The organism is Actinoplanes hulinensis, from assembly GCF_019429605.1.
In the GTDB taxonomy this organism is placed as follows: Bacteria; Actinomycetota; Actinomycetes; order Mycobacteriales; family Micromonosporaceae; genus Actinoplanes; species Actinoplanes campanulatus.
In genome coordinates this window covers 44,532-58,183 of sequence record NZ_JAHXZI010000035.1, presented here as the reverse complement: position 1 = coordinate 58,183, position 13,652 = coordinate 44,532, and the positions used below count along the sequence as shown (strand labels likewise).

At 64.8% G+C, this 13,652-nt stretch carries 8 protein-coding genes; 5 read left to right on the top strand and 3 right to left on the bottom strand.

Translation table 11 applies throughout. The features are described 5' to 3' along the window. Window positions 1–70 precede the first annotated feature (70 nt). On the bottom strand, window positions 71–352 hold the full coding sequence (locus KZ829_RS43695) for a response regulator transcription factor (RefSeq protein ID WP_246637090.1): 282 nt from the start codon (window positions 350–352) through the stop codon (window positions 71–73). On the opposite strand from KZ829_RS43695, the gene KZ829_RS40595 reads away from it, so the two are divergent. The 3 genes from KZ829_RS40595 to KZ829_RS40585 all read left to right on the top strand — a co-directional run bounded on the left by KZ829_RS40595 (window position 321) and on the right by KZ829_RS40585 (window position 3,804). Beyond that, window positions 321–1,226, top strand: coding sequence for a site-specific integrase (locus tag KZ829_RS40595; protein ID WP_246637077.1), 906 nt, complete (start codon window positions 321–323; stop codon window positions 1,224–1,226). The two genes, KZ829_RS43695 and KZ829_RS40595, sit on opposite strands and share 32 nt — an antisense overlap. A 664-nt stretch (window positions 1,227–1,890) precedes the next feature. Then, complete coding sequence (locus tag KZ829_RS40590) at window positions 1,891–2,517, top strand: hypothetical protein (protein WP_188120327.1); 627 nt, start codon at window positions 1,891–1,893, stop codon at window positions 2,515–2,517. Between the two features lie 759 nt (window positions 2,518–3,276). Beyond that, the gene (locus KZ829_RS40585; RefSeq protein WP_220149152.1) at window positions 3,277–3,804 is read left to right on the top strand and encodes a hypothetical protein; all 528 of its coding nucleotides are present in this window, start codon (window positions 3,277–3,279) and stop codon (window positions 3,802–3,804) included. A 238-nt stretch (window positions 3,805–4,042) separates the two neighbouring features. Here the strand turns inward: KZ829_RS40585 and KZ829_RS40580 are convergent, their stop codons facing one another. After that, window positions 4,043–4,519 carry a hypothetical protein gene (locus KZ829_RS40580; RefSeq protein WP_308285868.1) on the bottom strand — a complete coding sequence of 159 codons (477 nt, stop codon included), beginning with the start codon at window positions 4,517–4,519 and terminating at the stop codon, window positions 4,043–4,045. Between the two features lie 465 nt (window positions 4,520–4,984). Between KZ829_RS40580 and KZ829_RS40575 the strand changes: the two genes are divergently transcribed. Continuing rightward, on the top strand, window positions 4,985–5,608 hold the full coding sequence (locus KZ829_RS40575) for a GNAT family N-acetyltransferase (protein ID WP_220149151.1): 624 nt from the start codon (window positions 4,985–4,987) through the stop codon (window positions 5,606–5,608). 198 nt (window positions 5,609–5,806) lie between these two features. After that, window positions 5,807–6,244 carry a hypothetical protein gene (locus KZ829_RS40570; protein ID WP_220149150.1) on the top strand — a complete coding sequence of 146 codons (438 nt, stop codon included), beginning with the start codon at window positions 5,807–5,809 and terminating at the stop codon, window positions 6,242–6,244. 548 nt (window positions 6,245–6,792) lie between these two features. Here the strand turns inward: KZ829_RS40570 and KZ829_RS44745 are convergent. Then, window positions 6,793–13,404, bottom strand: coding sequence for an RHS repeat-associated core domain-containing protein (locus KZ829_RS44745; RefSeq protein ID WP_220149149.1), 6,612 nt, complete (start codon window positions 13,402–13,404; stop codon window positions 6,793–6,795). Window positions 13,405–13,652 lie beyond the last annotated feature (248 nt).

Below are 13,652 nucleotides of genomic sequence, written 5' to 3'. Positions count from 1 at the left end.
CGAGGTCTCCGGTGGTCTCCGGTTCTGCTTGGTCGCTAAACCGTCTACCGGAGACCTCACTGTCTATCGATCAACGACGCGCGTGATCCTCTCCACCCACCACCACCGACTTCGATACACGGCCTAGGCCGCGGCGGTACGCGTACACCACGGCCTGCACCCGGTCTCGCAGGCCGAACTTGGTGAGGATGCGGGACACGTACGTCTCCTGGCCGATCACCAACGCCGCGGCGATCTCGGCGGTGGCTTCCAGTCCCAGGCCGCCGCCCGCGCCGCCCGGGACGAAACCCTGGCGGACAGCGCCGCCCGCCGCTGCGGCGATGGCCGGACCGTCGAACGACGGCTGCGGCACTGGCTCAACAGCCGCACCCGTATCCGGCCCACCACCAGTCTGGACCGAAGGCCGCGTCGAGCACTGGGAACTCACCGGGGAACACCCGACAGTCGCGCTGTGGACCGCCGCGCAGCTCGCCACGTTTCTGGAAGCCAACGTCGAGGACTCGCCATTCGCGTTCTGGTGGCTCGCCGCGCTGCGCGGCCTGCGCCGCGGTGAGCTCTCTGCGGCCTACGGTGGGCGGCCGTCGACCTCGACCGAGGGCTGCTGTTCGTCAAACACCAGCGCACCACGGCCAGCTACACCGTCGTCGAAGGTGAACCCCAAAACCGCCGCCGGCCGTCGAGCCGTCGCCTTGGACAAGCACACTGTCGCGGTCCTGCGGGCACACCGCAGCCGCGGGCTCGCCCACCGCGACAAGCGGCACGGCAACAGCCAAATGTGGATCGACTCCGGCTACGTCTTCACCCGCAAAGACGGCGAACCGATCAACCCGAACTACGCCACCACCCGATTCCGCAAACTCACCAACCACGCAGGCCTACCACCCGTCCGGCTCCACGACCTCCGGCACGGCGCCGCCTCCCTCGCCCACGAAGCCGTCGCGGACTTGAAGACACTGCAAGATCTACTCGGGCACTCCAGCATCGTGGTCACCGCCGACACCTACACCAGCGTCCTGCCCGACTCCCAGCGTCGCCGCGCGGATGCGACTGCCGCGTTGGTGCTGGCCGCAGCCCGGCACACCCGCAAACGCATCAAGGAGAAAGCCACGAAGAACCGGCCCTCCGGGCGCACCGAAAAAGAAACACCTTCGGAGAAACGGCCCACCAGCAAGAAGCGAACCCGCAGGTCCCGCAGCCACCGCAACCCGTTTCGTCACGGAAAGTGACGACACCCATGTGCCACCCACACGCCACCCAACCTCCACAAAGGCCGGACAACGAGAAAGGCCCGAACCGCGTTTCCGCAGCTCAGGCCTCAATCGAAGAAGTGCGCCCGAAGGGACTCGAACCCCTAACCTTCTGATCCGTAGTCAGACGCCTAGTGGTCATACGCACACTCCGCGACCACCGTCGCGCGAGACTGCATCGAAGGCGTTGTGCCAGGTCAGAGTGGGTACGAGTTTCCGCAGGTATCGGCCGAGTGCATGATTTCTAGGCCCGTCGAACCGGCGTCGTTCAATCGATCGTGCTGATTTAGTCGCACCCGTGCTGAAACGGTCGCCGACATCCGATCACCACCGGATCACCACGTGATCAAATCACTCTGCATCGAAGTTGGCCGCTACCACGCTGTTCCGATCGCCCGTCAGCGATGGCCGACTCTTTACACCACGCCCGTGGACGTGACCAAGATCTGCGGGCAGAACGGCAACCCGACTGCGACCGAAAAGGTACTCGAGGTCTCGTAGCCTAGTCGGACGTCCACGCGCCATTGGTTGCAGGAGATCATCCTTGCAGCCAACGGCGCTGTTGCGGGCGCAGGGAAGTTGACTTCACGGGAATCGCGGCGACCCTACCGCATCGACTCAGAGATACACGCGGGAGCGAAGGTTGGCATTGAAAATCAAACGCGCGCTGGCGGTAGCCCTCCTTGCGGCCGTCGCCGTTGCGGTTGCCATTGTGGTGGGGAACCGTCAGAAGCCTCATCCCGTCAAGGTCGCATACGCCACGCCCGGTAACGAATTGGACACGGCAAAAATGCTGCCGTACGGGTGGTCGGGATCAAAATCGGTAGGAACGCGATTCACCGACGGGCTCAACTATCTGCAGATCTCGCCGGATATCGAGGGCCCTATCGAGATCGTCTCCGTTACGCCACTACTGGACAACGAAGCAACCATACGTGTCGTCGGAGTGCTGGCCCGGGTCGTGCCGGACATGCTCCCCGCGGGTCACCAGTCAGGCTGGTTCCAGCAGGACCAGGGGTTCCCGCCGGCGAGCCCTGACAACTCCGGCGGCCGGGACCCCCGTGGCCTGGTGGTTCAGAACCCCGGACATCGTGACGATCTGACCGTTGAATTCCAGATCGGGTTCGAGGTCGTCGGCGATGGAAAGTCCAGCAAAAACGGTGTCGAAGTCGTCTACCGGCACGAGGGGGAGACGAAGCGTTTCGTCATTCCAAGCTACTTGTCGATTTGCGCGCCCATCTCGGTGAAGTGCTCACCGGAGGACAAATAGGCGCCTGACCTGCCAATACGCAGAGCCGCCGCTTCTCATATTCCGCAGATGTGATGACGCCGAGCCCATACGACCCGGCGTCATTGCAGCTGTGACTCACTCCGAAACTCTGGGCCGTGTCCTCCAAGCCCACCCATGTCACCTGAACATGCTGCGGCACCGGTTCCCAGATGACGCCGGGATGCCCGTGCCAGAGGCGGTCGCATATGGGTGGCGGGTCATCGATACCGACCACCATGTCTTCGGTAGTCGTCTCTCCGAGGTACTCCACGAACAGGCCCTTGGCCAGCCTTTTTATAGTCAGAACATCCGGTGAGCCCACCGCAACAGCATAAGTCGACGAAACCACTACGTGCACGACAGTTGATCTCAGGCTCTGCCGCCGCACGCGTGGCACCTCGGTATCGGATTGACGCGCACGATCGGCGGCAGGAGAGTAAGAGTCGCGCAACTCGGCCCGAGTCCGGTCCGACTATTCAGGATGCCGCTCGTGCATCACGCGTACGACCGCCCTGTGAGTCGCCTCGTACTACTACCGTTCGGCCTATGGCTTCGAGCGCCCCGGTGCGCCTGTTGTCGGGACCGGGCGATTACGCATGCCGTCCGCCATGCCGATGAGCGATTTCCACCGCTCCTGGCCGCGCGATGAGCGGTTGAGTGGGCTCAAAACGCGAGTCAATGGCCCCCTGACATCTTGTCACTGGTCATCGATGCTGCTACCGTTCCAGCGCCGCTTCTCCCCGAGCTCTTGGAATCCTTGTGGAATTTCATCGCAACACCGGCAAAATGCTCCGTACGGCGCTTCTGCTCGTCCTGCTCGGCGTCGTGCTGTTCGCCTTTCCTGCACTGCTGAATCTCATCGGCTACGAGTTCACCCTCGGGCCATGGATCGCCTACGCGATGGGTGCGATCCTCGCCTTCTTTGGCATCGCCCGGATCTACCAGATCATCCGCTACCCGTTCCTGCTGGTTGTGGACGAAGCCGGCCTCTCCATCCGCTGCGACGGCCTCAACGCGGACGTTCCGTGGGCTGCGCTGGCCGAGGTCAGCATTGAACGGGCCCATTTCGTCGACCCTTCGTCGGCCCCGTACCTAATCATCTGGCCCGTGCCGGGCGCCGAGCTCGGCTTCAAGTGCGGCTACCGCCGCAAGGGCGACGACCGCCCCGGCTGCCTGGTGATCCAAATCGACGAGCTCCGCGAGGCACCCGCCCAGGTGGCTGCCGTGCTGCAGGCGTACGCGGGAGGCAGGTTCAACGCCCGCGACCTGCCCGCCTCGGCCGGATGATCGGCTGAGGCATCACCGGAGCCGCGCCTGAAGGCCTGGCGAACAAACGGTGAGCTTGCCGTTCAACCTCTGGCTCCAGCGCAGTGCCTCCACGGAGCAGCCGCTGCGTCATCAACGGCGACTACAGCCAGTACCGGCCTGGCGCGCCGGGCACGGGCAGAGACGAGACCACGCGCGCATTGTCTGCGGCATGACAATGCGTTCACGACCAGGCTGGTTGGGCGGCCGATCAGGCAATTCAGTGGGCCTCACGTTCCGATACGGCGGCAGCCGCCTCGCGAACCGCGCGGTCGTACTGATTCCTACGGAAGGTAATGGGGCCAAAGCTCCCGTAGTCGCGTTGCGGACGGAAAGGCTGCGTGAAACCGCGCCACGTGACGAGGTCCTTTTCGAGGACAACCCGGGACTCGAGCGGCCAGCAACCGACCTCGCCGCAGTCGCAGCCCAGCAGGGCGATCACCCCTCTGTTCGCCCGGTAGGCCGACTCCGGCTCCCCCATGAGGTAGGCAGTCAGATCGCCGACGTTGAAGTGGTCGAGCACAAGCCCGGCATACGTGCCGGGAACATCGAAGCCGGATGCACGCTCGTAGCCGGCGACCAGCTCGACCAGGCTGACGTCGTCGACGAACGGAAGTAGCTCACGCCTCGGGTCGGCGCTGTCACCCCACGGGCAAACGTCGAATCGGACCCGCCGGATGGGCAGTTGCGAAGGCACGAGGCAAGTCTGCACGCAGCAAGGCGTCTCCGGCCAGTAGTTATGCCTGGTGCTCGAACGAAGCGGCAGTAGAGCACGTTGGCCGGGGCCGTCCCCCGGAATGTGGTTGCTTGACGCGGCGTCGAGATCCCGACGATAGGAACGTGTTCGACTCTCGGTGTCCAGGGTGTGGCCAACGAGGCTTGGTCGGTGATCGCGAACGCCTCGAAGACTTCTGCGGCACTTGCAGGGCTGAGGCGACTTGGAACTCACTCGACCTCCGCACGCAGTGCGTGATTGATGCTGCGATCCGCCGCGGGTCGATAGCGGGGCTGATCGCGATGCGCGACGCTACACCGCCGATCCGACTGCCCCATGCAGTCGGCCTGCTCCAATACCGGCGTACTTCGGGCGTGCTTTCCGACGCGGCCGGCCAGTAGGCCCGGGTAAGCGTTATTTGCGGCAGATCCGGACGTCGCCTGCGACGTGAAAGACTGGGAGCAGAGGACCTATGCTGGCGTTTATAAGGTGCCGGGCGCAGCCGGTTCCACCAGCATTACGGTGATGATGCCCCAGAACCGGTTCTACTCAATGCCGCCGGCTTTGCACACCGAGCGGCTTGCGTTGAACACTTTCACCGAGGACGACGCGGCCGAGTTGCACGAACTGTTCGCCGATCCGCGGACCCACACCACCGGCTCGGGACCGTTCACCGCGCTCGCGCAGACAACGCGGTGGATCGCAAACCGTGTAGCGACACAACGCGATCACGGGTTGTGCTGGTACGCGCTACGACGCACCGACACCGATCAGCTTATTGGCAACTGTGGCCTGTTCCCCGGCCGCACTGGCTACGCGGAACCCGAGATCGGCTATCTGATTGCCGAGGAGCACCGGGGCCTAGGCTACGCCGCGGAGGCCGTCGCGGCCGTCTTGCGGCACTGTCGCGCCGCGGGCCTACGGCGAGTGTGGGCCAGCATCCGTCCGCGCAACGCCGCTTCCCTGCGGGTTGCCGAGTCTGCCGGTATGGGCCTTGACCACGTCGAGACCGACGAACGCGGCGACTTGCTGCTCTATGTCATCGACCTGGCGCCCGCGACCACGGGCTGAACGCAGAGCCCCGCGCCGGATCGCGGCAGATCAGCACACCTCGGGCAGCAGAGAATATCGGCCAGGCAGTCGCCGCCTAACTCTATGAGATCATGCGACACACCCGCTACGGCGGCTCGGCGCACGAAGCTGGATTGCCGTTCCACAGGCGCTGGCCAAGCGCTTGATTTCAGCCGCCCGGCCAGATGGAGGGATCCTGTGCGCGAAGACCATCCTGTCGACCGGCTTGTTGTCGCGCTGGAGGGAGACCCCACCGCATCGACCGTCGATGCGATGGTTGCGTCAGCTCAGCGGCTTGCCGGCCGACGGACCTGGGTAATCAGCCCGCCCCAATTCCTCGATCAATCAGACGACTCTGGCGCACGCTGGGTGGGATTCGGACTGCAGCTCTACACGGCTCTACCGCCATGGGGCGATGAGATCGACCCCCAGGTGGACAGTGCCCACCTGGAAGAGGTCAAGGAGCTGGTCGGCGAGATCTGTCGCCTCTCGGACGATTGGGGCGCCTCGTTTCAATTTGAGTACGCCAACGAGTTCATTGGCATGGTGGAAGCTGGCCGCATGGACTCCGGCATTGCGGAAACCCTCATCGGCGAGTGGGAGCGAGCGATCAACCGCGCGAAATCACCTGGCTGATCATCGGCGGTGAAAGCCCGCCAGGCAGCCCCAATCGGGCTCAATCGCATGCAGGAGGTCTTGCTACATCAAGCTCATGCGCTCGACCACTTTGAGAACATCGGCGATGTCAGAGGGCGGTACGGAGATTAGGTCCGTAACCGCCCTCTGAGGGTGAGGCCTGCGTTTCTGCGGCCCCACCCTCAGGTCCAATCAACCAACGTCAGCGAGGCAATTGCCTCAGCATTTGCGCAAGGTCATCCGGGAACTCCGTCATGTGCGGCTCGGCACAGTACCTCACTGTACAGGCTGCGGAGACCAACTCAATCGCAGAATACTCGCCGCTCGACAACATCTCGGCACACATCCCCAGTGGGACGACGAAGTCAGCTTGAGTCCGACCCGTTAAAGAGTCAAGCAGACCAGTCTCCTCCGAAAGGACCAGTTCCACGATCGAATCTAGAACGCGTACCAGTTCAGAAACATCCAATCCACGAGAGATTTCGACCATGTCTTCATATTCGGCGAAACCGAATCGGTTGATCCGGAGGTGCTCCCTAACCACCTAATCACCCCAAGCCCGCAACGAAGCCGATTCCCTGATTTTCAAGCCGAGGCTGGCAGACCAATTCACAAGGACTGGCGGGTTTACCATGCGCACCACCGGGCGGAGAATTCAATCCTCTTACCATGACCACCTCGAACGTTCCCCCTCGAACTCCGGCTGCACCCTCCTTCGCCTCGGCTTTGATGAGGCACATTGTCTCGGCACAGCCCTTATGGTAGCGGCCGTCTTCCGGCGTGAACCGCCGAACAAGCGAGTCCACCACTCCACCAGGAGCCGGCACTAGATCGTGGCCTGAGTGGCCGTAGTACGTCTCACCGGATGCGGACGTGTACTTCGCTGCAAAAAAGGGGCCCTTACCCTTCTTAAACCCGGGACGCAGGCTATCGGCGTAGTTGGCGAGGTCGGGGGAGGTATCGCAGTTGTGAACTAGAACCGGAGTTGTTCCCGCGAGCACATAGTAGGTGTGAACCTCAGAAACCGTGAGGTCGTACATGTGACGCGAACCGCTGTACGTACGCACCCCCGCAACGGTGGCGTCAGTTCCCTCTCCGAGAGAATGAAGCTCGTCTCCGTACGCCAGGTCGCCTGCTTCGGTCCATTCCTTGTTGGTCCGGTTCCAGAACGGATGGTTGGACGTGGCCTGGAGGACTGCCATGGTGCCGTCACTCAAGCCAACGGTGATGTCCGAGAATTCCTCGTCGACGTTGTCAAACAGCGTCTCTACGGTTTCGCTGGTGGTCAGACCCGTTTCAGGATCAGTTGCAAGGACCTCGTCACCGATCTTGACCTCGCTGATCGGTTTGGTCGTTCCGTCTGCGAGCAGGACCGGAGTCGCGGCAGCGAAACTGTGGCAGTTCATCTTTTTGCCGCGAATGGTCTTGACACCAGTTACGACGGTCACTACATCCAGGACGGCGGCTGCGCCGTGTCCGCCGACTGCCAGCCAGTCGCCTTCCTTGGCGTTGTCGTATATCGCAACTGACTGTTTGGCGAGATCGACGGCGGCGAGCGGAACCGCCAGAAGGCCGTCTAGTGCGCCCTCGGCGGCCGAGACGACAAGGTCGGAGGCGCTGTCGATCCTGCCGTCGAGGTAGTCGGTGGTGACGGATGCGGCGGCGCCTGCCACGCCGGCGCATCCCAGGGCTCCGGCTCCGCCGGTGACGGCGGTGCAGCCGATGAAGGTCACGACACCGACGCCTGCTCCAGCGAGCATGGTCTTGTTCTCGCTGAACCAGTCACCGACGCGGTCCCAGCCGGACTTCTTCTGCTTTGGCGTACTTCCGCTGCTTCCGCCGCTAGATCCACCGCTGGAGCTGCTGCTCTGGTTCCCGCTCGATCCGCCGCTCGATGGGCCGGGGCCGCTCATGTAGTCGTGGTTGGCGTCGCCTCCGCTGGGTTCCTTGGGGTATCGCAGACCGGTGGGGTCGGAGAAGGAGATCGGGTTGTTGTTGGAGTAGGCGTACGCGTTCCACTGCTGTGGGTCGGTGAGGTCCTGGATCGGGTCGACGGAGATGAACCGGCCGAGGGCGGTGTCATACTCGCGCGCTCCGATGTGGGTCAAGCCGGTCGAATCGATGTCGCCGCCAACGAAGCCCTTGTTGTTGGGCCAGGTCGGGTTGGTTCCTCGGAGGCCGCCGTAGGGTGCCTGGCGGCGGATGCTGACCTGCTGGGTGTAGGCGTTGACCGCGATGCTTTGGCTGCCCTGGTGGTCCCCGAACAGCCAGGTGAGGCTCTGTGTTGCGTTGGTGCGGGAGGCGATGATCCCCGCGGGGCCGAAGCTGTAGTAACGCGTTGCAGTCGGCGCGGTTCCCGAGATGACACGCCGGATCTCGTTGCCCGGCAGGTAGAGGGTGGCGCCGGTGTTGTCGCGCTGGATGAGTCGGGTGCCGTCGGCGTCGTAGAGGCTGGTGGTGACCTTGCTGCCTTCCACGGTCTTGATGGGTTTGCCCTCGGCGTCCCAGGTGATGGTCTGAGTTGCCGTGTCACCGGGCCGGGTGGTCATGTTGCCCGAGTTGTCGTAGCTGTAGCCGACGGTGGTGCTGCTCTGGTTGGGCAGGATGGTGGTGAGACCGGTGACGGAGTGTGGACGCACGGCGTTGAGGCCGGCGGGAGGCACCGCGTAGTTGCGGGTGGTGTCACCGGCGGCGCTGTGGGATACCTCCTTCGTACGGTTGCCGAGGTTGTCGATGGTCCAGTCGGTCCAGTACGGCGCCGGTCCACCGAGGTCGGCCACGCTCGGGGCGGCCGCGCAGGTGACACCGGTCTTCGGGGTCCATGCTGAGGTAAGCCGTTGCAGGGCGTCGTAGGTGAAGCACTGCGTGTCGGCCTGGCCGACCTGCGGGGTGTCCGCGATCGAGGTGATTTGCCCGCTGTGGTCGTAGGTGTAGCTGCGGTCGGCGACCGTCCCGGTGGAGGTTTCGGGCTTGACCTGGACCTGCTTGACGCGGCGGGTGTCGAGTTCGTAGCTGATGCCGCGTTCGGCGTAGGTGCCGCCGCTGATCTTCACGGTGTTGACGGTCGGTTCGCCGTAGCTGGTGTATTGCTGGCCGACGACGTAGGAGCCCACGCCGGCGAGGTTGGTGTCGAGGCTCTTGGGGAGCCCGCTGGTGGCGTCGTAGTTGGTGGTGACGGTCTCGGTGGTGAGGCCGCCGCCGGCGGGGTAGGTCAGGGTGGTGGGTTCACCGGTGTAGGCGGAGAACCCGTACGCGTAGATATAGGTGCCGGCGAGTCCGGTCTCGGCGGTCGGGATGATGTGGTGCGCGCCGGTGACCTGGTTGCGGGTGTTGAAACCTCGGACCTGCCACTTGTAGGGCTGGCGGGTGCCGTCGGCGGCGGTGTCGTACCGGATCGTCTGAGTCAGGGCACCGCGGACCGTCTGACCGGTGTACAGCTTGTCGTAGATCCATTCGGCGCGTTTGTTGGCGTCGGCGACGGTGGAGTTGTAGACAGCGGTCTGACGGCCGAGGGTGTCGTAGGTGTAGGCGAGGACCCGGTTGTCGGCGTCCCGGGTGAGGGTGACCTCACCGAGGTCGTTGTACTCGGCGTAGCTCTTGCCCTTGTCCGGGTCGGCGGTCTCCTTCTGTCGGCCGAGAAGGTCGTAGGTGTAGGTCCACTGGTCGCCGGCGTGGTCGACGACCGTGGTCAGCTGGTTCTTGGCGTTGTAGCTGTAACTGGTCTTGAGGTAGCCGCCGTCGATGCCCGCGGCGGTGTTGTACTGCCGCAGTTCCTTGGTACGGCCGAGGACGTCGGTGATGGTGGTAGTCGGCGTTCCGCCCTGGGGTGGTACGACGGTGGTGAGATCGCCTTCGTAGCGGGTAGTGGTGCGCCACTTCTCGACCATGTTGGTGCCGCCGCTGTCGGCGCTGCCGGCGCGGAAGATGTTGTCGGTGGGCCGGCCGGCGCGGTCGAAGACGGTGACCGATTGGGCCGGGACCGACCACTCCGGCTCCCACCAGAGCGTTCCGGAGGGCGCGTCGGGTTCGGCGTGCGCGGCGTACGACATCGAGGCGAAGCCGTACTCGTCGTAGAGGGTGTCGGTGACCACACGGCCGCCGCCGACCGCGGCGCTCTGGCTCTGGCGGTTGCGCATCATGCCGTCGTAGATGACGTATGAGGTGTCGGTGCCGCCGGTGACGTTGAGGGCTTCGGTCTTGATGTACGGGTAGGTGCTGCGGGTGGGGCTGAATACGTAGGTGAACTTCTTCAGCGGGTTGTTCGGGTTGGCGGCGCGGGTCCATCCGGCGTCCCAGACTTGGCTGGTGCGCCCGAGCGGGTCGTAGGCGACGTCGGCGACCCGGTTGTTGATGTCGGTGATCTTGGCCGGTGCCGACCAGGCCGGGTTGATGTCGGTGGTGGTGACCCAGCCGAGGTTGGTGGTCTGGGTCTTGCGGGTGACCAGGCTGTTGGCGGGTGTGTAGGCGTTGGTGACGGTGTTGCGGCGTACGTCGGTTTCGACGAGGGTGCGGCCGAACGCGTCGAAGGTGCTTTCGCCGCTGGTCTTCCAGGTGGTGCCACCGGCCGGGGTCCAGGCCTTCATGAGGTCGGTGCGGCTGAGCTGGCCGCGTACGGGCGCGGTGGTGGCGCTGGTGGCGCCGTCGTAGAAGGTCAGAGCGTCGTCGACCATCTGGGCTTCGCTGGTGGGGGCGACGCCGCAGGCGAGCGCGGTGGTGGTGATGCGGCTCGGCAGGGTGACGATGTTTTTCGTGGTGTTGCGGTTGTAGGTGGTGGTGGTGCACTTCTCGTCGCCGGTGGCGGCGATGTCGCCGTTGTCCTGCACCGTGGTGGGCAGGCCGTAGGTCTGGTCGTATTTGGTGGTGGTGCTGGTGACGCGCCAGCCGCGGGAGCCGTTGACGCCGAGGGCGGTGCCGGAGTACACGGTCTCGGTGTTGACGTACCGGGCGGTGACGGTGTCGCCGTTGATGGTGCGTGAGGCGGTGGGGTTGGATAGCCACGGGACGTTGACGGTCTTGCTGACCGGTTTGTTCTCGTCGCCGTTGTAGACGACGTGTTCGCGGACCATGCCGGCGTACTGGTCGTGGTCGTTGACGGTTTCGGTGCCGAGTGAGGCGGGGACGGTGACGGGGGTGGTGCCGCCGGACGGGCTGGTCCGGTCGTTGTGCATGCCGCGGAAGAAGGTGGTGCGGGTCAGTGTCGGGTTGACCTCGCCGACCTTGGTGAGCACGCTGGCGTATCCGCGGAACTGGTCCCAGGTCTTGTACTTGGCCTTGGAAAGGCCGTCGTCGTCGGCGTAGTGCCAGGCCGGGGTGCCTTCGTAGGTGTAGAAGGTGGTCTTGGCCGGGGCTTGGTGGCCGTCGGCGAGCGGCACGTCGAGTTCGGAGACCGCGGTGACGACGTACTTGTGCCACCACTCGGTGAGGTCGCCGCCGGAGGTCGAGTACGGGTCTGGCCCGATGACCGGGTAGCAGCGTTTGGTGTTGTTGTGCGGGGCTGTCGGCAGGTTGGTCTGGGTGCACTCGGGCAACGAGTAGGTGACCGCGATCCGCGCACCGGTTTCGGTGTCGATGTTGGCGATGCGCTGCCAGTTCTCGGTGTTGTTAGTGCCGGTGAGCACCCGGTTGGGCTTCGAGACGGGGTCGAAGGTGACCGGCGGCATGGCGGCGGTGCCGCCGACCAGGCCGGTGTGGGCGATCGAGGAGAGCCACAGGCCGGCGTGGGTGCCGTCTCCGGTGTTAGGGAAGCTGTGGGTCAGCACCCACTGGTCGACGTCCTGCCAGGCCGGGGTGGTCTTGGTGGTGTCCCAAACCCGGGTGGCGATCTTGCTCAGGCGTTTGGTGGACCAGAACGTCGGCGAGTAGTCGGTGCAGCTGGTGGCGGTGGTCTTGCATTCCTGGTCCCAGGGGGTGTCGGGCCAGTGCTGCGCGTCGTGGACGGTGCAGTTGGAAGAGCACCGGTCGGCGGTGGTGAAGTTGACCTGCGCGAGTGGGGTCACGGACCGGTCGGTGCTGCCGCGGTCCCAGGTGCCGTAGTCGATGCGGGCCAGGCTGCCGCCACGCACGTACTCCACCAGTTTGGTCGAGGTCAGTTCGGCGGCGTACCGGTTGGTTTCCTTGGTGTACCAGTACGAGATGGTGTTGCCGTGGGTGTCGATGGCGTAGTCAAGGTTCCAGCGCCACGCCTGGGTACAGGCGGATGCGGCGAACGTGGCGGCCTTGCAGGGCTCACCAGCGTGGTTGCCGTATACGCGGGTGGTCCAGGTGGAGCCGGTCTCGGCGGTCTGCCCGGCGGGCTTGTTGAGGCCGAAGAAGTACTGGACGCCGTCGGTCGTGGTGACCTTCCAGTGCTCGCCGTCGTTGTCGCCGTTGGTGGCGCCGGTCAGCAGCTCGATCTTCGAGCCGTTCTCCGAGCGTCCGTGCCAGCCCTTACCGGTTTCGTAGACGAGTTCGGTGGAGCTGCCGCCCAGTGACATGGTGGCGTTGTTGGAGCGCCAGCACTGGTCGAAGGACTGGGTCGGGTTGTTCGGCGAGCCGGCTTTGTCGTCGTCGCAGGAGACGTAACGGCGCTCAACGAAGCCGGGCGAGAAGTCGAAGCCCTCGCCGATCCAGGACGGCTGGTTGTTGGTCGCCGCGGATCGGCCGTCGACGCTCGACGACGAGTACGACAGCGACATACCCGGTTGTGGGCCGGCGATGCCGTTGGGCGTACGCATCGGGTAGGACCAGGTGAAGTCACCGGTGGAACCGCCGGCAGACCAGGTGGCCGAGGCCGCCAGCGGGGAGGCGGAGAAGTCACCCGAGGAGCCGGACGGCGCGGCCGCCAGCGCCACCATCATCGTGCTCGCGGGTGCTGCTGACCCGGTGGTAGCGGCCGTAGTCGTGGCGACAGGCACGTCGGCGGTGACGGTCGCGGTGTTGGTGTTGTTGCTGGAGTCCAACGGCGTCGGTGCGCAGCTGGCTTTGTCCGGTGTGGTGAGGGCACAGTCGGGCAGGCGCCACAGCCGCAGCCGTGACGCCCAGTCACCACCGTAGGCGTGCTGGAACTTGGAATAGTCGACGGCCAGCGACGCGGCACTCGCGTCGCGGGCCGAGACCTTAATAACCATGCCAGCCTGCCACCGGGCCGGGACACTGGCCCGGTCGACGACAGCGGTGGTCACGGCAGGATCCGCCGCCGCGCTCGATGCGGTTGCGGCAGCGCGTTTCGCCGGCTTGGCCGTCGCACGGATCGGTGTTCCTGCGGCGGGCCAGACGGGATCGGGCAGGACAGCAGGCTTCGGTTGGGGGGCCTTCTTCCAACCCTTACCGGCAACGGCACCGCCGTCGTCGTCGAGCTTCTCGACCTGTGCCTTGAGGGGTTTAGGTGTGATGGGCGCGGCGAGTGCGGGTGGTACGGCCAGCGGGGACG

Excerpts from the sequence above, each read along its gene's own strand:
- KZ829_RS40595 (WP_246637077.1), top strand. The coding sequence starts at position 321 with ATGGCCGGACCGTCGAACGACGGCTGCGGCACTGGCTCAACAGCCGCA.